Here is a 23,579-nt window from a genome sequence, read left to right on the forward strand (position 1 = left end):
TTAATAGCTCTCCAATTGGGCCAGGTAGTTGTTGTAATTGGCCCGAATTTCTTCCATGGAATCGCCGCCGAATTTATCCAGGAATGCCTTGGCGATTTCCCAGGCGACCACATTCTCCAAAACTACGCAGGCCGCGGGCACCGCACAAGCGTCGGAACGCTCCACCTGGGCTGTAAATGGCTCTTTCGTGTCGATATCCACGCTTTGCAAAGGCTTGTAAAGCGTCGGAATCGGCTTCATTACTCCGCGCACCACCACCGGCATGCCATTCGTCATGCCGCCTTCAAAGCCGCCGAGCCGGTTGCTCGCCCGGTAGTATCCGCGGCCGGAATCGTACATGATTTCGTCATGCACTTTGGAGCCGCGCAGCTTGCCCGCTTCGAAGCCGATGCCGATCTCCACGCCCTTGAAGGCGTTGATCGACACCACCGCTCCGGCGATAGCGCCGTCGAGCTTGCGGTCGGACTGCACATGGCTGCCCAGGCCAACGGGGAGCCCTTCAACAATACATTCCACAATCCCGCCGATGGAGTCGCCTTCTTCCTTGATCTGGTCTATGTAGGCTTCCATCTTCTTCTCGGTTTCCTTGTCCACGACTCTGACCGAGGATTCCTCCGTACGGGCGATCAGCTCGTCAATCGGCAGATCGTTTGCGGGAGCTTCGATCTCGCCGATCCGGATCACTTGTCCGGCGATCTTTACGCCGAATGCTTCCAGCAGCTGCCGCGCAACCGCGCCGCAGGCCACACGCGCAGCGGTTTCCCGTGCGCTGGAACGCTCCAGAATATTTCGCAAATCCGTCTGATTGTATTTCAGGCCTCCATTCAGGTCCGCATGACCGGGGCGGGGGCGGTTAACCCGACGCTTATCCTCGTCCGCGCCTGGAATCGGCTCGACATTCATGATGTTCTTCCAGTGCGTCCAGTCTTTATTCTCTACAACGAGCGCAACCGGAGCGCCGGTTGTGCCGCCGTGGCGCACTCCGCCGACAATCTGGGCGGTGTCTTTCTCGATCTGCATGCGGCGGCCTCTGCCGTATCCCTTTTGACGCCGCTGCAATTGAAAATTAAGCTGCTCGAAATCCAGCTGCAGATTGCTGGGCAGACCTTCAATAATCGCCGTAAGCTGGGGACCGTGCGTCTCCCCAGCGGTTAAATAACGTAAACTCATGCTGCGTTCCCCCTTCGCGCTTTCAAACTGTAAACTGCTAAAATCCGTAATGACCTTTGCTCATTATAGTATAGGGAAATCCCTTTTGACAAGAAAAGCCCAAAGCTTATCCATTCTTTCATTATCAAACAAAAAACGCCGCCCGAACCCCAGTTAAGGAGCGGCGGCGCTTTAGCCGGACGCATAGCGGGCGGTATTACCCCCCGACGTGCTGGCTCTGCTGCGGGCAGGACGTTTTGCTCTCCTCCTGCTGAAGCAGGCGCTGAAGCTGAACGTCCTCCACACCGAGAATTTGACCGCATTCCCTCACGGTGATAAATCCGCGCCGGTATGCGTCAATCACCTTGCTTTTATCCATTTCCTAACGACCTTTCGCTTGGCATACTGACTCTATCATTCAGTATCTCTGCATCGGGCCGAAAGTATACCTCGCCCTGCCCGTATCCGGAATCCGGCGCTGCCCGGGCTATTTTTTACGATAGAAGAACGTTTCCGTAGATTCGAATCCGTATTTGGAAGGGGTGAAAATCTGCTCGGTGCTCCCGACGAACAGGTAGCCGCCCGGGCGAAGACTGGCCGAGAATTTGTGATACAGCTTATCCTTCGCTTCTTCCGTGAAGTAAATCATCACGTTCCGGCAGATAATGAGATCAAACCCGGTATCGAACTTGTCCAGCAGCAGGTTCTGCTTGCGGAAATCGATATGTTTTTTCAAATCCTCGCTGACCTTGAATATATGACCCTCCGGCGTAAAATACCGCGCAGCCACACCCTTCGGCACATCCTTCAGCGAACGTTCCAGGTACAGGCCATTCTGGGCCTTGGACAACGCACCATCGTCGATATCGGTAGCCAGAATGCCCGATTGGGACAGTATTTTTTTGTCGGACAGAATCATCGCGAGCGTATACGGCTCTTCGCCGGTCGAACAGGCGGCGCTCCACAGCTTCAGCCTTTTGCCGCTTCCCTGCAGTTCGGGCAGAATATGATCACGTAGCACTTCCCAACGGTTCGGATTGCGCCAAAATTCGGAGACGTTAATCGTCATCCTGTCGAGGAATTCGTAGAACAGCTGCTTGTCTTTCAGCATCGCCGCAAAAAAGTCGGAAAAGCTGTGGTAACCGTTCTTCGTGCGAAGGGTCGTCAGACGCCGCTTCATCTGGGCTTCCTTGTACTGTGACAGGTCGATGCCCGTACTTTTATTGACATTGTGAATGAACCCGGTATAATCTGGGTCCGCCGCCGGCGCTTCGCGTTCAGGCAACATCCTCATCTACCCCTGTCTTGTCACCCGGATCAGATCCAGGCCCCGATATCTTTCTTGTAATCATTCAGTTCCTCGGGAGCGAAAAAGTTGGCGATTTCTCGTGCTGCGCTCTCGGGAGAGTCGGAACCGTGAATCAGATTGAGCGGCGTGTGGCTGGCAAAATCCCCGCGGATCGTACCCGGAAGCGCTTCGCCCACCTTGGTCTTGCCGATCAGCAGCCTTGACAGGGCAATGACGTCGTCGCCTTCCCAGACCATGGCAAAGACGGGGCCGGATGTAATGAACGAGACAAGACCCGGAAAAAAGTCCTTGCCCACATGCTCCGCGTAATGCCGCTTGGCCTGTTCCTCGGTTATCGTAATGAGCTTGGCGGCCACGAGCTTAAAGCCCTTGTCCTCAAAACGCGACACAATGCGGCCGATCAGACCGCGCTGCACGCCGTCAGGCTTGATCATCAAATACGTCTTTTCCATAGGGTTCACTCTCCATTTTCCCTTACGAATGATGGTCTTGTACGATATCTTACCAAAAAAGGGGGCGGCTGTTAACCGTGCATTCACAAAATGCTGATCCTGTTAAAAAGCCTTTATGCTGCCGTTAGAACTTCCGGCCGGTTACAAAATGGGCGATGTCGCGCAAATTGCCCTTCGTGCGGTTATTGGGCAGCTTGTCGAGCGCCGTCAGCGCCTTCTCAATATATCGCGAGGCGAGCTGCTCCGCGCGGGATATGCCGTCTCCGGCGAGAATCATGTCGATTGCCCTTCCTACTCCGGAAAGCCCTTCCCGGATAAGCTCCAGCTCGCTCAGAAGAGAGGCGCGAAGCCGGTCGTCCTCCATCGTGTAGATGACCGGCAGAGTAATATTGCCTTGGCGCATATCGCTGCCCGGCGGTTTGCCGAGCTGCTTCTCCGTCCCCGACAAATCGAGCAAATCGTCGCGGATCTGGAAAGCCATTCCCACATTGTAGCCGTAATTATAGAGCTGCCGTGCGACCTCCGGCTCCGCGTCGGCGGCCAACGCTCCGAGCTGGCAGCTAATGGCGATGAGCAGCGCGGTTTTGCGCCGGATCCGGCGCAAATAATGACGGACGCTCTGCCCGCTGTTGAAGAAATCGCGGATCTGCTCCATCTCGCCGACCGACATCTCCACCATCGCCTTGGAGAGAATCTGGTGAACGCGCGGATTCGGCAGCTCTGCCGCTATAGACAATGCCTTGGCATAGATGTAATCGCCGGTGTACATCGCGATTTTGTCGCCCCATTTGGCCTTGACGGTCGGCTCGCCGCGCCGCGTATCGGCATCGTCGATGACATCGTCGTGAACCAGGGAAGCGCTGTGAATCAGCTCCAGGGGAATGGCCACCCGCTTCAGCTTCCCGAGATCGTAAGTGCCGAATTTGCCGCCCATCAGCACGAATACAGGCCGCAGCCGCTTGCCGCCTGCCTTCAGCAGGTGCAGCGACGTCTCCGTAAGCAGGTGATCGTCGCCCTGTACGCTAAGGTACAGCTCTTTTTCGAGAGCTTCCATATCCTTGTTCAGCAGGCCGAACATTTGCAGTCGTTTCATTCCTTCACCCGTGTCAACAGATTATCGCTCCAAAACTCCATTTTCACCTTCCGGGGCAGCAATCCCATCTCGTAGGCATACCGGAAATAGAGATTCAGGCCTTCCTGCTGCCTTTCTCCAAAATCATAACATAAATTGCGGAAATATCCGTACCAGTACTCGGGAGTCCCTCCGATCCGGCCGCAGGCTTCCCGGACTACCGGCTCCAGGTTTCTTAACCCGCTCCGTTTGCTCTCCGCAAAAGCCCGGTAAATCTCGCCGATAGCCTCCGGCACCTCACGCGCCGATTTCCGGCTTACCGCCCATACCGCAAAGGTCATTCCGAGGCCTGTCCAGGACTTCCATAGCTCTCCCAGATCGGTAACCGTATAATGACGATTCTGCCACATGCCCCGGATGGCGTGATCGCCGATGAGGAGACAAGCGTCGGCCCGCTCCATCATCTTCTCCAGATCCGGCTCGGCGCTTATGTACTCGGGCTGGCCGCCTATCGCCTTTTCCAGCAAAATTTTCAGCAGGTTCACTGAGGTGGCCGACGTGTTCGTCACAGCAATTGTGCCATTCGCCGCCTCCTCTACTGTTCCCTTAGAGAAGAGAAAAATCGATCCCACCGGACCGTCCGAGCTGACGGACAAGTCCGGCAGCAGCAGCAGCCGGTCGCTGGCCTCTGCAAAGGCAAACGAAGAGAGCGCCCCGACATCGATATCGCCGGTAGCCATGCCCCGGTTCAGCACAGAGGGCACCTCGCTTACCATCCGCGCCGGAAAAGATAGAACGGAAGGATCAAAGTGATGATAAACGGGCCATGAGTTGGTATAGCTGATTTTGCCGATTATGGCAGGACCGCCGCTCTTCATGCAAGTCACTCCCCCCATCTGCGAAATAAATCATGATCGATTCCGAAGCTGTCCAGCACCTTCCCGACCATAAAGTTTATCAGGTCGTCCATGCTTTGCGGCCCGAAATAAAAAGCCGGCATGGCCGGAATAATGCGCACGCCGAGCCGTGACAGCTTCAGCATATTTTCCAAATGTATCGCATGCAGCGGCGTCTCCCGCGGCACCAGTACGAGCGAACGCCCTTCCTTCATCATCACGTCGGCCGCTCGGGTCATCAAATTGTCCGAGGAGCCGTTCGCCACGGCCGAGAGCGTTCCCATGGAACAGGGCATGATAATCATGCCTTCGGTCCGGAAGGAGCCGCTTGCAATAGAAGCGCCGATATCGGCGACGGGATGATAGAACAGCGAACCGGGACGGCCTCTGAACTGTTCATTCAGAACGCCCTCCCGGTCTGAGACGTTCCAGCCCAGCTCTTCTTTAAGAACGCGCCAGCCCGCATTGCTGATAACGAGATGCACTGTCCGGCCGAGCGACAGCAGCGTTTCCGCCAGGCGCACGCCGTAAATGGCGCCGCTCGCCCCCGTAATCCCGACAACGAAGCCTTTGGAGCCTGAAATGCTCATTTGTAAGTCTGCACCACCAAGTCAATCAAAGTAAAGGAAAATACCACGATGCTGAGCACCCCGTTCATTGTAAAGAACGCCGTCTGCAGCCGGCTTAAATCATTCGGCGACACGATATGGTGCTCATAGAACAAGATAATATAAGCGATCACCATGCCGGTAATGTACCACCAGCTCAAATGGGCCAGAAACAGCAGCGAGATAAAACCAAGACCGGTCAGGATATGAAACACCTTGGCGATCTTAAGCGCTCCCGCGACGCCGAACCGGACCGGAATGGATTGAAGCCCTTCCTTCCTGTCGAATTCGACATCCTGGCAGGAATAGATGACGTCAAAGCCGGCCGTCCAGAACACGATCGTGAAATAAAAGACCATCGCCGTCCAGTCCACCTTGCCGGTGACCGCGACCCAACCTCCAAGCGGGGCAAGCGCGATCGTCAGGCCGAGTATTAAATGGCAGGCCCAGGTAAATCGCTTCGTAAAAGAATAAAACACGAGCAGAAAGACCGCAATGGGCAGCAGCTTCGCCGACAGCGGATTCAGCTTGAAAGCTGCCCAGAACAGCAGGAAGAAGGAAAAAGCGATAAAAGCGATCACTTCCCCAACCTTCAGCAGTCCCGCAGGAATGGCTCTACCTGCCGTACGCGGGTTCTTGGCATCGCTTACCCGGTCGATCAGCCGGTTAAGGCCCATCGCCGCGCTGCGCGCGCCGAACATGGCAATGATGATCCAGCCGATATCCCGCCAGGAAGGCAGAGAGCCCGACATGACCATCGACCCGAGCAAGGCGCCCATAAAGGCAAACGGAAGAGCAAATACCGTGTGTTCAAACTTGATCATCTGAAGAAAAATACCGATTTTCTTAAACATCCACATTCTCCTTGAGCCCAATGTGTAATGCAGCGATGCCTCCTGTCAAGGGGAACGATTCGACACGTTCTAGACCGGTTTCCCGGAAAATCCGCTCCAGCTGCTTGCGGTCCGGAAATAGCGCGAGTGATTCGGGAAGCCATTTGTACTGCTCGTAGCTCTTTGCGAACAGCTTGCCGAGCAGCGGGAGCATCCGTCTGAAATAGAAATAATAAATACCCTTGAAGGGCTGTATCGTCGGCTTGGACAATTCCAGACAGACGACCATCCCCCCGGGCTTCACCACGCGCTTCATTTCATGAAGCACCTGGATGGGGTCGGGCACATTGCGAAGACCGAAGCCGATTGTCGCATAATCGAACGAGCAGTCTCCGAACGGAAGATTCATCGCGTTGCCCTGCACCAGCGTAATCCGGTCTTCGAGCCCGCGCTCCTCCACCTTCCGGCGGCCTACGGCAAGCATGCCTTCGCTGAAATCGAGACCGATGACTTCGCCAGTCTCGCTCGCCTCCGCCATCGCAATGCTCCAGTCGCAGGTGCCGCAGCATAAGTCTACGGCGGTATCGCCGCGGCGCATCGCCATTTTGTCCATGGCGAACCGTCTCCAGGATTTATGGCGCCTGAAGCTGAGAATATCGTTCATCGTATCATACTTTCCGGCGATTTTCTCAAATACGGAGTGCACATATTGTTCCTTCGGCTTGACTCCGTTATCGCCGGTTACCGTTGACTTGTTCATGAAATGTCCTATGCCTCCCCTGCTGCTTGTCCCGTAATTTTCGCCTGCAGAAGGAAGCGGTCGAGCGCCGCCCGCAGCTCGCGGATCAGGCTTTCGTCCCTGAGCTCCTGAATGATTCCCTGAATGGATTCCGCCGCCTGATGAAGCTTGTCCGTCAGCAGTGAATCGCATTTATACTTCATCTTCAGCTTCTTCCAGTCCGGGGGCTCAAGCTTCCGTTCACGAAGCTGCCTTCTCTCGTCTTCGCTACCCGCCTCCAGCAGATGCCAATAGCAGTAACCGTCCAGCGCCTCGGCGGGTGCTGCTCCCCGCTTCAGTTCCAGCGCAACCGTCTCGAAGCGGCTGAATTCGTACAGCAGTTTCTCCCACGCGTCCGTCAGCCGATGGTCGATCAAAGGCGTAAATGCGCGGAACAGCCGCATGTTCAGCTGCACCACATCCTGCAGGTAGCCTTCAGCCGTCAGCCTCAGCTCTTTGGCCTTGCTGTACAGCCGGGCTTTAAGCACATTAAAGTCGGCGATCGCCGAGCTTAAAGTCCCGATGACCCCGATTTCGCCGCTCTTGGCCAAAAGGTGGTAGAACCAGCTGCTGAAATAATCTCCGGCCAGCACTCTGAGCTGCCGCGGGCGCATGGAATCCTCTCCCGGAGCTCCCGCCGGAAGGTCAATCGACTCATGGGTGTCCAATCCCAGCTGCACAAGACCGGTAACGAGCGTATACAGCTCTGCGCCGGGCTGCCGGGCCGCGCCATGGTTCAGAAATATATATAACAACGATCCCCGGGCATCCGGAAATGGCGGCAGTTCCGTATGCCGCTGAATCATGTCGTAGTCCGTATAAGATTTAGCCAGTTGCGGTATGCGGTACGGTTTCATTCGAGCCTCCGAGCCAATATAAAGTATGACCGATCGTTTGTTCACAATCTTGTCTATTATAGCACATGTTTTGGGGTGGCGCACGGCCCTGTACCCGCGCTGCTTCAAGCCTCTTAGTACCTTTTTACCCGGATCAGGGACCAATGAACTGATTTTTCCACAGGTTGGATTCGCTAATCCGAAAAGCCGCCTTGAGCGGTTCCGGGAGCGGAACATTATCCGTCATCTCAAGTTCTCCCAGCAGCTCGGGAGACAGTTCACGGCGTCTGGCGTCCGCAGCCAGCAGCAGGCGGGCCGTGCCCAGCCATTTGTCCTCCGCGATGACTCTCAGCATCACCTGGTCGACATTTTCCGTATTCCGGAATGCAAAATCAAATGTCTTGGCCATAGCGGCGTACACTTCCTTCGGCTGGAGACTGCTGTCCGTCACCTTCAAATCCAGCGACAGCACGCCGTCCTCCCAATCCACGCTGCCGATCGGCAGGGATAATGTCAGGCTGCCCACCGCATCGACTAGATTCCGGTTGCTCAGTACGACGCCGCTTGATCCGGGCGATAAGGTTTCCACCGTTCCGTGGGCGCGCAGCTCGGAAGAATGAAGGCTCTCCAGCTTCGGAAGCAGGACAGCAGACGCCGCCGTAAGCAGCATCGCCGCCCCGATCCACCAGGTACGGTTCATCTCTTCATCCTCCTTTACGCCTTGCTGATATGTCCGTGCACAACAGAAGCAGGACAGCACTGAGCTACTGCACTCTATACCTTCTTATATGTCAAAAAAAAGCAGGCTATGCCTGCTGCTGGTTCAGATCCCGCTTTCCAATTGTCCGTGCTTGGTCATTATCTCCGCCTTGCCGCGGATTTTCATCGCTGAGGTATGATCGGTAAACTGGGCAATCAGCACCTCGCCTTTGTCGAGCTTTTCGGTATGATGAAACCGGGTATCCAGGCCTCTCGTCAGTCCGATCACCTGAACGCCGTTCTCTTTGGCCTTGATCACGATATAATCGCTTGCCGGCGAATCCAGACCGGCCGCATTCTTGCTGTCGCTCATCGCTAATCTCCTCTCTTCCTAACCTGCCGCTTCCCGCTCTTAAAAACAAATGCCGCCTGGAAGGGCGGCATGATGCTTCAAATCAAGATTATAGTACGGATATGTAGAAATCTTATTTAATTCCGTCTTTAAGCGCTTTGCCCGGTTTGAATGCCGGAACTTTGCTGGAAGGAATTTCGATTTCTTCACCGGTTTGCGGATTGCGACCTTTACGTGCGGAACGCTCGCGGACTTCGAAGTTTCCAAATCCGACCAGCTGTACTTTGTCCCCATCCTGCAATGCTGCTGTAATCGCCTCAAAAACGGCGTCTACCGCTTTGGTAACATCCTTCTTGGGAAGTTCAGTTGCTTCCGTCACTTGATTAATCAAATCAGATTTATTCATTTCTTCTCACCTCCCTGGCTAATTCTCCCTTATTGTTCACTGTTTCCGTTTCAACGTAAAATATACGTGATTATTTCGTAAAGTGAAACATTACAGCATCCTTCCCCGGATGCGCAACAAATTTATAGTAATACAGGCCATCCATAATTTCAAGGCGTTCCTAAAAAAACAAGCTGAAATGATTTCCTGCGGCTTCAATCCTTATCCCACAGCCCCAAAAGATGAGGTCTCGCCCTTGAACTGCCCAAAAAAAAGAGCGGGACGCCGTGGTCCCGCTCTTTCTATTCCTTTGTTGTTCCGCTCGCTTGAAGCGCCTTACAGAATAATCGCGATCAGGCCGCCTGAGCCTTCGTTAATGATGCGGCCCAGCGTTTCCTGCAGCTTGTAACGGGCGTTGTCCGGCATCATGGCGATTTTGCCCTGTATGCCTTCGCGGACGATGCTGTGCAGCGACCGGCCGAAAATATCCGACTCCCAAATTTTGATCGGATCGTTCTCGAAATCCTGCATTAGGTAGCGGACCAGCTCTTCGCTCTGCTTCTCCGTACCGATAATCGGCGAGAACTCCGATTCGACATCGACGCGGATCATATGGATGGACGGCGCCGTTGCCTTCAGCCGAACTCCGAAGCGGGTACCCTGGCGGATCAACTCCGGCTCGTCAAGCGCCATTTCTGCCAGAGAAGGCGCCGCAATACCGTAGCCGGTCGTCTTGACCATCTCAAGCGCTTCCGAGAACCTGTCGTATTCCCGCTTGGCATGGGAGAACTCCTGCATCAGCTGCAGCAGATGGTCCTTGCCGCGGATTTCGACGCCGACCACCTCCATCAGGACCTGATCGTACAGTTCTTCGGGAGCGTACAGGTCAATTTCCGCTACACCCTGCCCCATGTTCATGCCGCTCAGCCCGGCTTTATCGATAAAATCATATTCCGCAAACTGGCTAACGAGCCGGTCGACGTCGCGCAGCCGGCGGATATCCTTGACCGTATCACGCACCGAATTCTCGTAATTGCTGCGGAGCCAGTGATTTTCGGGAAGCACCATCACCCAGCTCGGCAGATTGACGTTCACTTCATGCACGGGGAATTCATACAATACTTCACGCAGCACGCCGGTCACGTCTTCTTCCGTCATGGTGGCCGCGCTAAGCGTCATAACCGGGATATCGTATTTGGCGGCAAGCTCGGAGCGGAGCTGCTGGGTCTCGTCGCTTCTCGGCCGGGTCGAGTTGATGACGAGCACGAACGGTTTGCCGACCTCCTTCAGCTCCGCCACGACGCGTTCTTCCGAATCCACATAGGAACTGCGCGGAATCTCCGCCACGCTGCCATCAGTCGTGACGACGACGCCCAGCGTCGAATGCTCCTGAATCACTTTGCGTGTGCCGATCTCCGCAGCTTCCTGGAAGGGAATCGGCTCTTCAAACCACGGCGTGGAGATCATCCGCGGACCGTTCTCATCCTCATAGCCCTTGGCACCATCGACCGCATAGCCGACGCAATCCACAAGCCTGACATTGACCTCCAGTCCCTCGGCGACTTTGATCTGAACCGCATTATTCGGAACGAACTTTGGTTCGGTTGTCATAATCGTCTTGCCCGCTGCGCTCTGCGGCAGCTCATCCACGGCACGCACGCGGTCCGCCTCGCTCGTGATGTTGGGCAGTACGATCGTTTCCATGAAGCGCTTAATAAAGGTCGATTTCCCCGTCCGGACCGCGCCGACGACTCCCAGATAGATGTCTCCGCCGGTACGTTCGGCAATGTCCTTGAAAATATCCACTTTTTCCAAAAGAGATCCCCTCCTCATATACTTCCGAAGAAAAATGCCTGAAGAGCATCGACTTCGCGCTTGCCGCCGGTGTCCATCGCCTGAAAGAACCATGAACCGGACTTCGCACTGCCCGGCTGAAGCTTGGTCCGTAAGATCCGTAAGCTTTTGCCCCGCGGTAAACTCAAGAACGCTCGGACATGCATTTGGACTAGTATCATCATATGTACCCATTGCGGATTTATGACCTGCTTTCACGCAATTTGAAGGTTGTTCCTCCTTAATAGCAATTACGCGGCAGTCGTTTCCGGCGCCCGGAAGCTTTCTAGTCATGTATATGAGGATGCCGCCCGGAGTAGAACTCTTCAAGGAAAGGAATGGAGACAAGGCTTTAGAGACAACGCGAAAAAACGGCTCCCTCCTGGAAAACCGCCTTTTGCGCAAAATACTTTTATTTGGTTAGTCCACCTCTTTAATTTAATTGGAAGAAGGACGCGGAACGGGCTGACCTCCCGCCCAGTAGTACGGGAGCGACTTGACGGGAACAAACCAGGAATTATCCAGCAGATACGATCGCAGATCCTCATCCGGAGCGGGATGTGCCGACCCTTTGTCCACCGCAGTCATAATATCTAGCACATAATCCGCATAAACGCTGCCGGCCCGGTCCATGATGTAACCCATCTCCTCACCGGAATACACGCTTGTCAGCTTCAGTTTTTCCGTTCCGGCCTTTTTCCCGTCAACCGAATACAGTCCGGGATATACCTCTTCTGCAGCAGGCAGCTGACCGCCGTGGGACGAACGGTATAGATTCACCTTCCGCTGGACATCATTCACCGTTTGGACGGTGACGAGATCCATGACTTTGACCGTCGGATTCTTCTCCTCATCCAGCAGCAAAAAGCATGCGGTTCCGCCTTTTTCGAAGGCCGTCGCCGGAATGCTGTCCAGATAGCCCTTTTGGTTCAGCTTGTCCAGATCAATCCGGAATTTCTCAAATCTTGGCGTCGTCTCGTCGGCATTCATAATCGGAAGCAAGCCTTCGTCCCGGTAATAGTGGTCGACAGCGGTCTGAATCCGTTTGACGCTTTCCCGGTAGCTGACGGCTGAACCGCCGTTCTCCTTGCCGGGATACATACAACCGGGCAGCAATAGAGCAAGGATCAGCGTACCCAGCAACCCGGCGCGCAATGACGTTGGAATGCCTCCCCGAATGAATCTCACCTAGCCATGCATCCTTCCTCTCGTATTCTCACCACAGTTCATCCTCCCGTTCCCGGCGGGCTTCTTCCAGCCTGCGGCGAACAGCGGCTTTAAGCGGGTCCTCCGGAACGATAACCCGGACGTCGCCCCAGACCTCGGCCTGACAGGCCAGCCGTACGCCTTCGTCCAGTTGGCTGCCCAGCTTCCGGCGCTCGGCATCTCCGGGCGGTTTCACCGCTCCGGCTTCCTGCGCGTCAACCTGGACCTTGCACATGAGGCATCCGGCTTTGCCGCCGCACCGGGTTGCAATCTTGACGCCCGCCCTCCGCGCCGCTTCCAGCAGCGAAAGTCCTTTTGCGGCCTCGGTCTGCTTTCCTTCAGGCAAAAAGGTGACCTTATATCTTTTTTGCGGTTTCATGAATGCCCTATTTCCTCCTACTGTTTACTGTTTGGTTCATTTTAGAATGGCTATTATGAACAAAGCGCAGTTAAGCCTAACAGTTCGCCAAGCAGCCCGATATGGGAATGCTCCAACGAATTGCGGCGGATCAGTTTTTGAAGCAGAGGCAGATGGGCCGGCAAATTTTGTCTCATGACAGCGGCGATCGCCTCAAACCGGTCTCTTCGTCCGCGAAGCACGTTGAATACAAATTCATGAGCCAGCGGCATCAGGCATAGCTTTCCAATACCGGGGTAATCCACCAAAGGCGCGTTTCCCCGCAAAACCTCCGCCTCCACAACATACTTCGACGGACCGCTACACACCTCGAACCCGCATACGAGCTCCAGATGATAATTATCCAGCCGGTAATGGCCGATCAGCGAGTAACAGCCGCGGCTCCAGTCCTCCGCAGGCTCTCCGCAGGCATAACGTCTTAAAGCCGTGTGAAGCCTGCTTGCCGCATCCAGATCCGCATACACATCAATATCCCGGGGAGGCGCGGCCAGCGGCACATGGTGCAGCAGCAATCCGCAGCTCCCTCCCAGCAGCCATAACGGCGGGCTTCCCTCTCCCGCAGCGTTTAATGCGCCTAACGCCTGTACAAGAGCCTGACGCAATTCGAGTGGCATTGTATTTCCGTCCAGCATATCCCTACGCCCCATTCCATCAAAAATCGTGAACCGATTCAATCCGAAATATGTAATGGCTTACATAATTGAGGCCGCGCCGCCAAGCAGCCCAAGCAGCATAATCACAAAGGCGATGACAGACAACACGCCGCGCAAGAGGCCCTTCGTCCTGCTGCGGGCAAACGTAATAAGAAATACGGACAACCCCATAATCAAAATGGCAATGAGAGACAGCCACATTTTCGACATCGGGTCCATACATACGCCTCCATTCAGCTGGAATTGTAAGTATATTCATTATAACACGGACGAAAAAAAAGAGCATCGGAACCGCTCGGTCCTTCCGCTCTCTTATCATGGGTACTCTTATTTTTTCATCATCATCTTCACTAAGCTTTCCAGGCTGCTCGGATTCGTTCCGGTCTTTTTCACCGCACCGATAATATCTTTGATCGTGTCTTCGCTCACAGGCACTTTGGCCATCGCGGACACCTGCTTGATCAATTGGCGGAGCTGGGCTTCACTTTGCAGCGTTCCCGGTTTGACCGTACTGGCCAGTTTTTTCACAGCGCCTTCTGTGATATTTTTGCCCGTCTTTTTATTGATGGCGTTTAATGCGTTCTTGGGAAAATTTCGATTCATTTCTTATCCCTCCTCCGTCAGTCCCCATACAGCATATGAGGCTAACAGGCGAAAGGTGTTGGGCGTATCCCAAGTTCGCTTTAGGTATGCCACTGCTCCCAGGTTTCCTGGGAAATGGACTCCAGTTCGGCCTTCGGATCGCGTCCCATAAGTGCCTCGACCGCTTCCCGCGGACTCCGTCCCAGGAACAGCACATGATAAATTTGATCCGTAATCGGCATTTGCACACCCAGTTTGGCCGAGATGGCATAAGCCGCCTGGGTCGTGCGGATTCCTTCCACCACCATGCCCATCGACTCCAGAACCTCATCCAGCGGTTTGCCCTGCCCGAGCATGGAACCGGCCCGCCAATTCCGGCTGTGCTTGCTTGTCGCGGTTACAACAAGGTCGCCAATTCCCGCCAGACCGGCGAAGGTCAGGGGATTCGCCCCGAGCTCAACGCCCACACGGGAGATTTCCGCGATCCCCCGGGTTATCAGCGCAGCCTTCGCGTTATCGCCGTAACCGATTCCGTCAGACATTCCCGCGCCAAGCGCAATGATGTTCTTGAGTGCTCCCGCCAGTTCAACCCCAACCATATCCCGGTTCGTGTAGACCCGGAAATCGTTGTTCATGAACAGATCCTGTGCCTGTTTCGCGGCGTTCTCATCCAGAGATGCTACGACGACTGTCGTCGGGCAATGGCGGACGACCTCCTCCGCATGGCTCGGACCGGATAAGACGACAATGCGACCCTCCTCGCAGCCAAGCTCCTCGGCGATCACCGTGGACATCCGTTTCATCGTCTCCGTCTCGAATCCTTTGGTCGCATGAACACACAGCATATCTTCCTTCCAATAAGCCTTCAGACTGCGGGTCACCTGGCGCATGGCCGAAGAAGGAGCCACAATTACGACCGCCTTCGCGTCCCTAACCGCTTCTTCCATATTGGTCGTGGCGATAATGCCTTTAGGCAGAACGACGCCGGGCAAATAATGCTCGTTCGTGTGGGCCGTATTGATTTCGTCGGCCTGAGCTTGATTTCGCGTCCACAAATATATCTCCGGATGGTTCGCTGCCAGAACGCTTGCCAGCGCCGTTCCCCAACTGCCCGCGACCAGTACGGCGACTTTGTCAGACAACGCGTTTCCCTCCTTTGGGTTTGGAGCCGATTTTATTCTCGCGCCGCTGCGCGATTTTAATTATATTCGTCCGGTGCCGCCAGAATGCAAAGACGGCGATGACGAGGCTCGTCCACAGCACCGGATATGTAAACCCGGTGATCAGCAGGAACACCGGAGTCAGTGCAACGAACAGAAGAGACCCGAGCGACACGTAACGGGTAATAACGATGGACAGAATGGCGAAAATTCCGGCATAGAGTGCTGGAAAAAAGGCCAGCGTCGCCATGACGCCGATCGTCGTCGCAATCCCTTTGCCGCCTTTGAAATGAAAGTAAAGCGGCCAGTTATGCCCGATAATGGCCGCGATGCCGCATGCGGCCGCGACCCCGCTGCCCCAGCCGGCTGCCCATACCCCAAGCCAAACAGCAACAATGCCTTTGAGCACATCGAGAACAAGCACCAGTATGGCGGGGCCTGTGCCAAGCACCCGCAGCGTGTTGGTTGCCCCGGCATTTCCGCTACCGTACTGCCTGATATCGATTCCCTTAAGCAGTCTCGCCAACAGCACACTAAAGCTGATGGAGCCGAGCAAATAGCTGATTACAATAACCACAATCTCTAACGCCACGCTTCTTCTCCCCTATTCATCGTCGGATTTACGCCTAGTAAATATTCGGATCGGCGTGCCCTGAAAATCGAACGCACCGCGAATTTTGTTCTCCAGATAACGCTCGTAGGAGAAGTGCATCAGTGACGGATCATTAACGAATACAACAATCGTCGGCGGCTTCACGGCCACCTGAGTCACATAATTGATGCGAAGACGGCGTCCCTTATCTGTCGGCGGCGGGTTGATCGCAACGGCATCAGACACGACATCATTGAGCAGATGCGTGGCGATGCGGAGAGAGTGCTGCTGCGCGACATGCTGCACGACAGGCAGCAGCTTCTGCAGGCGCTGCTTCGTGAGCGCGGACAGGAAGACGACCGGCGCATAGGTCATGAACAGAAAATGGTCACGGATCTTGTTCTCAAAATGCTGCATTGTCTTGTCGTCTTTCTCGACGGCATCCCATTTGTTAACCACGAATATCGAGGCCTTGCCGGCATCGTGGGCATAACCCGCGATATGCTTATCCTGGTCGATAATGCCTTCCTCGCCGTTAATGACGACCAGTACGACATCCGCCCGTTCAATTGCCCGCATGGCGCGCATCACGCTGTATTTCTCGGTCGTTTCATACACCTTGCCGCGCTTGCGCATACCTGCGGTATCAATCAGAACATAACGCTGTCCATCCTGTTCGAACGGTGTATCGATCGCGTCGCGGGTCGTGCCCGCCACATTGCTGACAATAACGCGCTCCTCGCCGAGGATGGCGTTGACCAGCGACGATTTCCCCACATTCGGGCGTCCGATCAGCGCAACGCGGATGACATCCTCGTCATACTCTTCTTCCTTGGGCTCCGGCAGCCGCTCCGTAACCGCATCCAGCAGATCGCCGATTCCGGTGCCGTGACTGCCGGAAATACCGATCGGGTCGCCGAATCCGAGGCTGTAGAATTCATAGATGTCCTCGGCCCGCTTCATATTGTCCACTTTATTGATGGCCAGAATCACCGGCTTGCCCGACCGGAACAGCAGCTGGGCGACTTCTTCGTCCGCATTCGTGAGTCCGCTCTTCGCTTCGCACATGAATACAATAAGGTCCGCTTCCTCGATCGCCAGCTCCGCCTGTACGCGGATGGACTTTAGGATCATGTCCTCGCCATCGATTTCAATACCGCCCGTATCGATTACGCTGAACGCCTTGCCGTTCCACTCGGCTACGCCGTATATCCGGTCCCGGGTGATTCCGGGTTTATCCTCGACTATAGCCAGCCGATCACCGATCAGCCGGTTGAAGATCGTCGATTTCCCGACATTGGGCCTCCCTACGATGGCCACAACGGGTCTTGCCATGTTTCATTCCTCCTGTCTGTCTTACGTTTCCCATCATAGCAAAAAAGCTTACCTTTGGCTAACGCCCGAAAACACAATCGGCGAACCCTTAACTAAAGGGTTCGCCGATAAGTATACCCGTTATGTCAGACAAAAAGAGGAATTATTTCTCCTTGAATTTGTCCAGTTTGTCGCCGAAACGTTCGGCCAGCGTGAAGCTGAGTCCTTGGTTGCTAAGCGAAACGTTAGGGTTGTCAAGCACTTCTTTAGGCGCCCGATCTCTGTTTCTTTCCGGCTTGGCGCTAGGCGCTGGAGCTTCTTCCGTTTCCTTGATGCTCAGGGAAACGCGTTTCTCCGACGGATTGAAATCCAGAACCTTGACTTGAACTTCTTGCCCTTCCTTAAGCACTTCATGCGGCGTGCCGATGTGCTTATGGGAAATTTGGGAGATGTGCACGAGACCTTCAACGCCCGGGAACAGCTCAACGAACGCGCCAAAGTTGACAAGGCGTTTAACTTCGCCAGTTACCACATCGCCGATATGGATTTTGTCGGAAGCCGTATCCCAAGGACCAGGCAGTGCCGCTTTGATGCTCAGGCTGATCTTGCCTTTTTCCGGATCGACTTTCAGTACCTTCACACGTACCTTATCGCCTTCGGAGATAACATCGGCAGGCTTGTCGACATGGGTCCAAGCGATTTCGGACACGTGTACCAGACCGTCAACGCCGCCTACATCGACGAACGCGCCGAATTGAGTCAGACGCTGAACCGTACCTTCGATAATTTGGCCTTCGGAAAGCTCGGACATAATTCTTTGCTTGTTGGCTTCGAATTCTTCTTCGAGCACTTCTTTGGCGGAAAGAATAACTTTACCGTTCTCACGGTCAAGCTCTTTCACTTTGACGCGCAGTGTGCGTCCTTTGTAATCGCTGAAATCTTCAACGAAATGACGCTCAACCATGGAAGCCGGAATAAATCCGCGTGCGCCCACGTCTGCAACCAGACCGCCTTTGACAACGTCGGCGACGGTAACTTCGAAGGCTTCCTGGGAATTGTAATACTTCTCCAGATCATCCCAGGATTTCTCGCTGTCCACAGCGCGTTTGGAAAGAATAAGACTTTCCTTGTTGTCGTTGATGCTGACAACCTTGCATTCCACTTCTTGTCCTACTTCGACTGCCGAAGCGGCATTGTCGAGCTGAACAGAGGACAATTCGCGAATCGGAATGACACCGTCATATTTATATCCAATGCTGACATAAGCCTGGTTATCTTCGATTTTGACGATCGTTCCTTTCACGGTGTCGCCCTTTTTCAAGGAAATGAGTTGCTCCAGCTCATCCTGGCTTGCCACTTCCTCTTGATTGTTCGCAGCGGAATCTACCGCTTCTACGGATTCATTGTTTTCCACAGTCTCCGCAGCTTCCTGATTTCTTATTTCTTCAGACATGTGATTACCCTCCTCGATTCAAAACCCCATTTATTTAAACCCGCACTAGAGCAGGGTTCAAAACATACCTCTTTAAAGAAAGCCCCGCTTTAATTGCTAATCCCTATTATGTGCCAAAAAATAACGGCTATGCCACTTTCCGGCGGAGGAATATTTAGCTTCTTCGTAAATCGCATCAGTTACTGCTCGGCTTGCCGGTCTCAAGCATCTCCCGAATCCGGGACATGATCAGCTCGGTAACCGCTTCAGCCGAATCGCTGCCGCTTGCGGCATATTCGCTCAGATTGATCGGAGCGCCGTAAACGACGACCATCCGGCGAAATGGCTTGTAGTGGCCGATTATCGCCGCCGGAACAACAGCCGCGCCGCTGCGGAGGGCAAAGGTTGCCGCTCCCTTTTTGGCAATTCCACTGTCGCTGTTCCGCGTACCTTCCGGGAAAATCCCCATTACTTGCCCGTTTCGGAGCAAATTAAGCGCCGTTTTAATGGATTCTTTGCTTACGCCGCCGCGTTTAACCGGAAAAGCGCCAAGCTGTCTGACCAGCGGGCCGAGAACCGGAGCCTTGAACAGTTCCGCCTTGGCCATATAGTTCACTTTACGCTTAACCTTGATGCCCATGGTTACGGGATCCAGGTTGCTCGTGTGGTTGCCGCACAGCAGCACCCCGCCCTCGCTCGGAATATTGTCAACTCCGACCACTTTCAGCGGGAACAACACGGCATAAATCATGCGAAGCAATCCTCGGCAAATCACATAAATCATAAATGGTTTCTCTCCCCGCGAGCATAAGATCTGCAGTGGGACACGATCGTCTCCACAACCTGATCGATATCCATCGACGTCGTATCGAGCAGAAGGCTGTCCTCCGCACGTCGCAGCGGCGAAATTTCCCGATTCTGATCGAGATAATCGCGCTGTGCAATATCGTTCTCAAGCTGCTCCAGACTCACCTGCTCCTTATCCTTCAGCTCTTTGTAGCGGCGGAGCGCCCGTTCCTCCACGCTTGCCGTCATGAAAATCTTCACTTCGGCGTCCGGCAGCACGGTCGTGCCGATATCGCGCCCATCCATTACGACCCCTTTGACAAGCGCCATTTCGCGCTGCAATTGGCTTAATCGGGTTCGTACGGACTCGATTCTCGCGTACTGCGATACCATGCCGCTGACCTGGAGGGTGCGGATATGAGGAGTAGCGTCTTCCCCGTTGATCAGCACTTTCTGCACTTCTTGTCCGGGTATTAATTCAATCACCATATTTCGCACTGTTTGAAGCACGTCTTCGTGATCTTCCGGCTTAATGCCTTTACGGATCAAATACCAGGTAACCGCCCGGTACATCGCTCCCGTATCGACATAAATGTAAGAAAGCTTCTGTGCTACCTTTCGGGCTACCGTACTCTTGCCTGCCCCGGCAGGTCCGTCGATGGCGACGTTGATTTTGTCCAAAGTATGTGTCCCCTGCCTAACCAAAGGGGCAACCCTCCTCAAAATAAAGCCAAGACAGAGCTTGACAGGTGTTTCTTCTCAACATACCAAAGGGTCCGGATTGCCAAATCCACACCTTCTGATATCTTCAAGAAAAAAGCAGGCATTGCCTGCGACTTATAAAATTATACCACAGTTTATGCAGTAGTGCAAAATCGCATAGACTCAAAATACAGGCTTCAAAGCGGGGATAAACCGCGAATTTGGGAGAATTCAGAAACTCTTTGGGGCAATATCGCGCAAAAAATATCGGGAGCCCCTTTTTAGCGGTTACGGAAATCAAACTGCCGCTCGAAGCAGAAACGGATGATCTTTTGACGTTCGCCGTCCTGGATGTTCACGAATTTGAGCATCGCCAGACTCCGTCCGTTCTCAAGTTCCTTCATTCTCACAACCTCGGCTTCAAAGGATGCATGGTCGCTTGACCCGTTGCGGTATGGGACAAGAAGCCAGCACTGCAGCCGGTCCCCGAGTTCCAGCGGTACGTTCAGGTCCGTCCAGAACGATGCTCCGCCGCCGCCGACATCCTCGGTGTGGACCAGAAAACGGCTTCCTCCAATCGTTTTGGCCGCAAGCTCAAGCTCTGCGCTGACACGCAGGAAGCTTCGTCTTTGCATTTTCATAATTTCATTTTCGGCAGGCTTGCGAATGCGTACCATGCGGATGACATCCTCTTTGAATCCAAGCACATGCGTGTAAAAATAGTTCTTGATTCCGCCCTCGCTCATGAAGTAGACCGACAGCTCGTCTCCGATATGAAGTCTCTTGAGCCGTCCGGTGCCTTCCTGCATCGGAATTTCGATCAGAAATGATTCATCTTCCCATTCCGTAATTCTGGACCGGTATTCGGTCTCGGAATCGGCGGCGTCGCCGGATGCTGCTTTTATGAACAGGTGGTCGTTGATTTTGGGATACAAGCCTGTCACCGCCGTTATATTAGTAAGATCTTCTATAATGGCGATTATACCATGCGATTCGACACCTTTTCGACACCCAAGCGAGAAAATATTGCCGAATTCTCTACGAAATGTTATCTCTTGCCGAATTCCGCCGCAAAAAAGCAAGGCCGCCCGGATACGGACAGCCTTGCTGAAGTTCCAGAAAATCACTGTTTCTGCGCGCCCGAAGCGGTCCGGATCTCCTCCACCAATTCTTCGATGCCGGTATTCGCGTTTTCGTAGATGCGGTACTGCGATCCGTTGATCCGGCCCCCGAACTCGTGAGTGAGCACCTCTTCCCCGTCATCATTCTCGATCCAGGCAAGACGGTGGTACAATTCACGGAACTCGGGGTTCAGCTTTTTGCGCGCTTCGTCAACACTGATTCCCGGCTTCGGAATTTTGCGGTTCGTCTGGTGCTCGACCACGTAGTCGCTGGACTGAAATCCGGTAACGTCGCCGGTATCGAGTCCGGAGCGGACCGTTATTTTTTCCGGATAGATCAGCACGCCGTCCTGCTCAGTTACAAAAGTGAAGTTCGCCAGGTTGTCGAACCGGTCGGCGCTGACCGGCACCATGTTCGAATAACCCTTTCGCTCCAGAAATTGGCGGGCCTTGCTTTCAGCCTCATCCATAGATACCTTCGCCTTTCCGACCTCGCGGTTATTATTAAAAGAAATCAGCAGCCCGCCTTTTGTGGTGAAATCCATGCTGACCGTTTCTTTCGTCCCGATGACCGTCGCCGTATACGAAGCCCATTCCGTCCCTTTTCCGTTCTCGGTAACATGCACCTTCGCTCCGCTGCCGACATCCGCGTATTTCAGCGCCTTGCGGCGGATATCATCCACCGAAACCGGGGGACCGCTCAGCTTGCGGACGGAACGCTTATCATACACGCTGGCAACGGAAGGACCCCAATCGAGCTCCGGATAGGCGCTTACCCGTTTGTCCACGGTCTTGAAGCCGTCGATAATGGTGTTGTCCTCGGCCTTTTTCTCCGAAGCCAGCGCCGTCTCGACATCCATCCAGCGGAGACGGTTCGTGATTACCTTGTGCTGAACCTCCTGAAGATCCTTCGAGATTTCCCCCGAATTTTTATACAGGGCCTTCATGTTGTTCATTTCGCCTTCGCTCAAAGGCTTGGTCTTGAAATCCCGCACCGCTGCCTTGTAGGAGAAGTTCGATATTTTGGAGAGGAACTCTTCGGTCTTGCTGAACGGCAGCAGCGTCAAGGGGAGCTGGTTGATTTCATTCTGGGCCTCGCTCGTCAGACGCCACACATTTGTAAGACTTTTACGGTGCATTCCGTCGGAGGTGGAGCTTACGGCAAGCGCATTGCCGAGTTCGCCATGCAGCCGCTCCATATGATAAGACAGGTCATGGAAGGCACGCTGATACTGGTTCTCCGCTTTCAGCAGGACCGCGTTCTTCTCCTGGTTCTCCTGGTAACCCCACACAAGCGCTCCAATGAGCAGCACTGCGGTTATCGGGAACAATACGGCACTCATTCTTCTGTACATATGGCTGAAAGACTCCCTTCAGGTAACTTATTGCCCTTAGTTTGACAAAAGTCAAGAAGTCTTATGCACCGCCGCCCGGAGAAACCGCCAATGTCTGATCCCGTTGACGCAAAAAAGAGCAAGCTCGCCTCTCAAGCCTGCTCTTCAATCAAAAATCCTTCGGTGCAGTTGCAAAGGCACTGCTTGAATCCCGTGTGAATGACGCCCTGGGTTCGGATGCCGCGCAAAATATAGCTCTCCCCGCACTGCTTGCATACGATTCGCACTTTTACACGCAAAAAAGACACCTCGCTTCCGGGCAGTTTCCCTGTAGAAAATCATCCCGGTAACAGTGTGTCCATTTGCACTAAAGATTAACCTCTTCCTCCCGTTTCAGCAGGCGAAAAGGCGAAAGGCTGTTGGCCCGCGCCACCTTGATCATGCCTCCGTACCATAAAAAAGCCATCAGCGGCACGATAAACCAGATCCAGTAGCTTGAAGTCGTGTTCAAAATAAAATCATAAATCCCGTGCCACATCCAAGGGAGGAACAGCGAGACGGCAAGTATTCCCCGGCTTCTGGCCCCTTTGGAGAACTTGGCTCTCCCGAGATGATAACCCATCACAACCCCGAACATGGCATGCCCCGATACCGGAAGCAGCGCTCTCAGGAACATGGAACCGATAGACGCATGGCTGTACCAAGCGTACATCACATTCTCGATTGTCGCAAAACCGAGCGATATCGCCACAGCGTATAGAATGCCGTCATACGGCTCGTCGAACTCCGTGTGGTTATAGATGATATGATACATCACGAACCATTTCAGGCACTCCTCCACTCCGGCGGAGATCAGAAATGATTCCGTGTACGGACCCGCATGCAGCCCCAAGGACAGTCCCCGCTGAATAATCATAACCGGAAACACGATCAGCAGCCCCAGCAAAAAAACTTTAAGCACGATATGAAGCGGCTCCTGGTCGTACTTGTCCTTCAGGTAAAAATAAATCAGCAGGGCCAGTCCCGGTGCCACTGCCGACGAAACTACCGATAACAAAAGCACCGAACGTTCCTCCC

The 23,579-nt window shown here is 54.1% G+C and carries 29 protein-coding genes; all 29 read right to left on the bottom strand.

Annotation, left to right across the window (positions count from 1 at the left end; genetic code table 11):
* Positions 1 to 1,170, bottom strand: a complete 1,170-nt coding sequence (aroC, locus tag G5B47_RS03565) for a chorismate synthase (protein ID WP_025335578.1) — start codon at positions 1,168 to 1,170, stop codon at positions 1 to 3.
* A 196-nt stretch (positions 1,171 to 1,366) separates the two neighbouring features.
* The gene (locus G5B47_RS03570) at positions 1,367 to 1,528 is read right to left on the bottom strand and encodes a hypothetical protein (RefSeq protein WP_165094404.1); all 162 of its coding nucleotides are present in this window, start codon (positions 1,526 to 1,528) and stop codon (positions 1,367 to 1,369) included.
* Positions 1,529 to 1,636: 108 nt separating this feature from the next.
* Positions 1,637 to 2,437 carry a CheR family methyltransferase gene (locus tag G5B47_RS03575; protein ID WP_407945206.1) on the bottom strand — a complete coding sequence of 267 codons (801 nt, stop codon included), beginning with the start codon at positions 2,435 to 2,437 and terminating at the stop codon, positions 1,637 to 1,639.
* A 29-nt stretch (positions 2,438 to 2,466) separates the two neighbouring features.
* Positions 2,467 to 2,910 (bottom strand): nucleoside-diphosphate kinase, encoded by a 444-nt coding sequence (gene ndk, locus G5B47_RS03580; RefSeq protein WP_165094408.1) that lies wholly within the window; start codon positions 2,908 to 2,910, stop codon positions 2,467 to 2,469.
* A gap of 124 nt (positions 2,911 to 3,034) precedes the next feature.
* A complete protein-coding gene (locus G5B47_RS03585; protein ID WP_165094410.1) occupies positions 3,035 to 4,003 on the bottom strand; it encodes a polyprenyl synthetase family protein in 969 nt (322 codons plus the stop codon).
* Positions 4,000 to 4,860 carry a menaquinone biosynthetic enzyme MqnA/MqnD family protein gene (locus G5B47_RS03590; RefSeq protein WP_165094413.1) on the bottom strand — a complete coding sequence of 287 codons (861 nt, stop codon included), beginning with the start codon at positions 4,858 to 4,860 and terminating at the stop codon, positions 4,000 to 4,002. Before G5B47_RS03590 ends, G5B47_RS03585 begins: the two co-directional genes overlap by 4 nt.
* Before the next feature lie 5 nt (positions 4,861 to 4,865).
* Positions 4,866 to 5,468, bottom strand: a complete 603-nt coding sequence (locus tag G5B47_RS03595) for a UbiX family flavin prenyltransferase (protein WP_165094416.1) — start codon at positions 5,466 to 5,468, stop codon at positions 4,866 to 4,868.
* A complete protein-coding gene (locus G5B47_RS03600) occupies positions 5,465 to 6,340 on the bottom strand; it encodes a UbiA-like polyprenyltransferase (RefSeq protein ID WP_165094418.1) in 876 nt (291 codons plus the stop codon). Before G5B47_RS03600 ends, G5B47_RS03595 begins: the two co-directional genes overlap by 4 nt.
* Positions 6,333 to 7,079 (bottom strand): demethylmenaquinone methyltransferase, encoded by a 747-nt coding sequence (locus tag G5B47_RS03605; protein WP_165094420.1) that lies wholly within the window; start codon positions 7,077 to 7,079, stop codon positions 6,333 to 6,335. Before G5B47_RS03605 ends, G5B47_RS03600 begins: the two co-directional genes overlap by 8 nt.
* Positions 7,080 to 7,087: 8 nt before the next feature.
* Complete coding sequence (locus G5B47_RS03610) at positions 7,088 to 7,954, bottom strand: heptaprenyl diphosphate synthase component 1 (protein WP_165094422.1); 867 nt, start codon at positions 7,952 to 7,954, stop codon at positions 7,088 to 7,090.
* A gap of 133 nt (positions 7,955 to 8,087) precedes the next feature.
* Complete coding sequence (locus G5B47_RS03615) at positions 8,088 to 8,633, bottom strand: hypothetical protein (protein ID WP_165094424.1); 546 nt, start codon at positions 8,631 to 8,633, stop codon at positions 8,088 to 8,090.
* A 123-nt stretch (positions 8,634 to 8,756) separates the two neighbouring features.
* On the bottom strand, positions 8,757 to 9,005 hold the full coding sequence (gene mtrB, locus G5B47_RS03620; protein ID WP_165094426.1) for a trp RNA-binding attenuation protein MtrB: 249 nt from the start codon (positions 9,003 to 9,005) through the stop codon (positions 8,757 to 8,759).
* Positions 9,006 to 9,117: 112 nt separating this feature from the next.
* Entirely contained in the window at positions 9,118 to 9,390 is a 273-nt protein-coding gene (locus G5B47_RS03625; RefSeq protein ID WP_025335590.1) for an HU family DNA-binding protein, read from the bottom strand.
* Positions 9,391 to 9,705: 315 nt separating this feature from the next.
* The gene (gene spoIVA / locus G5B47_RS03630; protein WP_025335591.1) at positions 9,706 to 11,184 is read right to left on the bottom strand and encodes a stage IV sporulation protein A; all 1,479 of its coding nucleotides are present in this window, start codon (positions 11,182 to 11,184) and stop codon (positions 9,706 to 9,708) included.
* 456 nt (positions 11,185 to 11,640) lie between these two features.
* Positions 11,641 to 12,390 carry a DUF3939 domain-containing protein gene (locus G5B47_RS03635; RefSeq protein ID WP_328804443.1) on the bottom strand — a complete coding sequence of 250 codons (750 nt, stop codon included), beginning with the start codon at positions 12,388 to 12,390 and terminating at the stop codon, positions 11,641 to 11,643.
* A gap of 28 nt (positions 12,391 to 12,418) precedes the next feature.
* Positions 12,419 to 12,787 carry a 2Fe-2S iron-sulfur cluster-binding protein gene (locus tag G5B47_RS03640; RefSeq protein ID WP_165094428.1) on the bottom strand — a complete coding sequence of 123 codons (369 nt, stop codon included), beginning with the start codon at positions 12,785 to 12,787 and terminating at the stop codon, positions 12,419 to 12,421.
* A 53-nt stretch (positions 12,788 to 12,840) separates the two neighbouring features.
* The gene (locus tag G5B47_RS03645; protein WP_165094430.1) at positions 12,841 to 13,440 is read right to left on the bottom strand and encodes a hypothetical protein; all 600 of its coding nucleotides are present in this window, start codon (positions 13,438 to 13,440) and stop codon (positions 12,841 to 12,843) included.
* Between the two features lie 78 nt (positions 13,441 to 13,518).
* A complete protein-coding gene (locus tag G5B47_RS03650) occupies positions 13,519 to 13,698 on the bottom strand; it encodes a DUF2768 family protein (RefSeq protein WP_025335595.1) in 180 nt (59 codons plus the stop codon).
* Between the two features lie 108 nt (positions 13,699 to 13,806).
* Entirely contained in the window at positions 13,807 to 14,082 is a 276-nt protein-coding gene (locus tag G5B47_RS03655) for a stage VI sporulation protein F (RefSeq protein WP_165094432.1), read from the bottom strand.
* Positions 14,083 to 14,162: 80 nt separating this feature from the next.
* Positions 14,163 to 15,203, bottom strand: coding sequence for an NAD(P)H-dependent glycerol-3-phosphate dehydrogenase (locus G5B47_RS03660; RefSeq protein WP_165094434.1), 1,041 nt, complete (start codon positions 15,201 to 15,203; stop codon positions 14,163 to 14,165).
* Positions 15,196 to 15,813 (bottom strand): glycerol-3-phosphate 1-O-acyltransferase PlsY, encoded by a 618-nt coding sequence (gene plsY, locus G5B47_RS03665; RefSeq protein WP_165094437.1) that lies wholly within the window; start codon positions 15,811 to 15,813, stop codon positions 15,196 to 15,198. Before plsY ends, G5B47_RS03660 begins: the two co-directional genes overlap by 8 nt.
* Positions 15,814 to 15,825: 12 nt before the next feature.
* Entirely contained in the window at positions 15,826 to 17,148 is a 1,323-nt protein-coding gene (gene der / locus G5B47_RS03670; protein ID WP_165094439.1) for a ribosome biogenesis GTPase Der, read from the bottom strand.
* Between the two features lie 142 nt (positions 17,149 to 17,290).
* Complete coding sequence (gene rpsA / locus G5B47_RS03675; RefSeq protein ID WP_165094441.1) at positions 17,291 to 18,580, bottom strand: 30S ribosomal protein S1; 1,290 nt, start codon at positions 18,578 to 18,580, stop codon at positions 17,291 to 17,293.
* Between the two features lie 175 nt (positions 18,581 to 18,755).
* The gene (locus G5B47_RS03680; protein ID WP_165094443.1) at positions 18,756 to 19,343 is read right to left on the bottom strand and encodes a lysophospholipid acyltransferase family protein; all 588 of its coding nucleotides are present in this window, start codon (positions 19,341 to 19,343) and stop codon (positions 18,756 to 18,758) included.
* Positions 19,340 to 20,050: a (d)CMP kinase gene (gene cmk, locus G5B47_RS03685; protein ID WP_165094445.1), complete on the bottom strand. Its 711-nt coding sequence runs from the start codon at positions 20,048 to 20,050 to the stop codon at positions 19,340 to 19,342. Before cmk ends, G5B47_RS03680 begins: the two co-directional genes overlap by 4 nt.
* A 278-nt stretch (positions 20,051 to 20,328) precedes the next feature.
* Entirely contained in the window at positions 20,329 to 20,982 is a 654-nt protein-coding gene (locus tag G5B47_RS03690; protein ID WP_206107186.1) for a flagellar brake protein, read from the bottom strand.
* Between the two features lie 188 nt (positions 20,983 to 21,170).
* Positions 21,171 to 22,523: a germination protein YpeB gene (gene ypeB, locus G5B47_RS03695; RefSeq protein ID WP_165094447.1), complete on the bottom strand. Its 1,353-nt coding sequence runs from the start codon at positions 22,521 to 22,523 to the stop codon at positions 21,171 to 21,173.
* A 131-nt stretch (positions 22,524 to 22,654) separates the two neighbouring features.
* Positions 22,655 to 22,801 (bottom strand): hypothetical protein, encoded by a 147-nt coding sequence (locus tag G5B47_RS03700; protein ID WP_165094449.1) that lies wholly within the window; start codon positions 22,799 to 22,801, stop codon positions 22,655 to 22,657.
* A gap of 68 nt (positions 22,802 to 22,869) precedes the next feature.
* The gene (gene prsW, locus G5B47_RS03705) at positions 22,870 to 23,565 is read right to left on the bottom strand and encodes a glutamic-type intramembrane protease PrsW (protein WP_165094451.1); all 696 of its coding nucleotides are present in this window, start codon (positions 23,563 to 23,565) and stop codon (positions 22,870 to 22,872) included.
* Between the last annotated feature and the right edge of the window lie 14 nt (positions 23,566 to 23,579).

The organism is Paenibacillus apii, assembly GCF_011043685.1.
GTDB lineage: Bacteria > Bacillota > Bacilli > Paenibacillales > Paenibacillaceae > Paenibacillus_AQ > Paenibacillus_AQ sabinae.

Coding starts and splice junctions, on each gene's coding strand:
- G5B47_RS03600 (WP_165094418.1), bottom strand. CDS start 6,340: ATGTTTAAGAAAATCGGTATTTTTCTTCAGATGATCAAGTTTGAACAC.
- G5B47_RS03680 (WP_165094443.1), bottom strand. CDS start 19,343: ATGATTTATGTGATTTGCCGAGGATTGCTTCGCATGATTTATGCCGTG.
- der (WP_165094439.1), bottom strand. CDS start 17,148: ATGGCAAGACCCGTTGTGGCCATCGTAGGGAGGCCCAATGTCGGGAAA.
- rpsA (WP_165094441.1), bottom strand. CDS start 18,580: ATGTCTGAAGAAATAAGAAATCAGGAAGCTGCGGAGACTGTGGAAAAC.
- G5B47_RS03610 (WP_165094422.1), bottom strand. CDS start 7,954: ATGAAACCGTACCGCATACCGCAACTGGCTAAATCTTATACGGACTAC.
- G5B47_RS03585 (WP_165094410.1), bottom strand. CDS start 4,003: ATGAAACGACTGCAAATGTTCGGCCTGCTGAACAAGGATATGGAAGCT.
- G5B47_RS03645 (WP_165094430.1), bottom strand. CDS start 13,440: ATGCCACTCGAATTGCGTCAGGCTCTTGTACAGGCGTTAGGCGCATTA.
- G5B47_RS03590 (WP_165094413.1), bottom strand. CDS start 4,860: ATGAAGAGCGGCGGTCCTGCCATAATCGGCAAAATCAGCTATACCAAC.
- ndk (WP_165094408.1), bottom strand. CDS start 2,910: ATGGAAAAGACGTATTTGATGATCAAGCCTGACGGCGTGCAGCGCGGT.
- G5B47_RS03625 (WP_025335590.1), bottom strand. CDS start 9,390: ATGAATAAATCTGATTTGATTAATCAAGTGACGGAAGCAACTGAACTT.
- G5B47_RS03615 (WP_165094424.1), bottom strand. CDS start 8,633: ATGAACCGTACCTGGTGGATCGGGGCGGCGATGCTGCTTACGGCGGCG.
- G5B47_RS03570 (WP_165094404.1), bottom strand. CDS start 1,528: ATGGATAAAAGCAAGGTGATTGACGCATACCGGCGCGGATTTATCACC.
- mtrB (WP_165094426.1), bottom strand. CDS start 9,005: ATGAGCGACAGCAAGAATGCGGCCGGTCTGGATTCGCCGGCAAGCGAT.
- G5B47_RS03640 (WP_165094428.1), bottom strand. CDS start 12,787: ATGAAACCGCAAAAAAGATATAAGGTCACCTTTTTGCCTGAAGGAAAG.
- G5B47_RS03650 (WP_025335595.1), bottom strand. CDS start 13,698: ATGGACCCGATGTCGAAAATGTGGCTGTCTCTCATTGCCATTTTGATT.
- aroC (WP_025335578.1), bottom strand. CDS start 1,170: ATGAGTTTACGTTATTTAACCGCTGGGGAGACGCACGGTCCCCAGCTT.
- ypeB (WP_165094447.1), bottom strand. CDS start 22,523: ATGTACAGAAGAATGAGTGCCGTATTGTTCCCGATAACCGCAGTGCTG.
- G5B47_RS03655 (WP_165094432.1), bottom strand. CDS start 14,082: ATGAATCGAAATTTTCCCAAGAACGCATTAAACGCCATCAATAAAAAG.
- G5B47_RS03605 (WP_165094420.1), bottom strand. CDS start 7,079: ATGAACAAGTCAACGGTAACCGGCGATAACGGAGTCAAGCCGAAGGAA.
- G5B47_RS03575 (WP_407945206.1), bottom strand. CDS start 2,437: ATGTTGCCTGAACGCGAAGCGCCGGCGGCGGACCCAGATTATACCGGG.
- G5B47_RS03595 (WP_165094416.1), bottom strand. CDS start 5,468: ATGAGCATTTCAGGCTCCAAAGGCTTCGTTGTCGGGATTACGGGGGCG.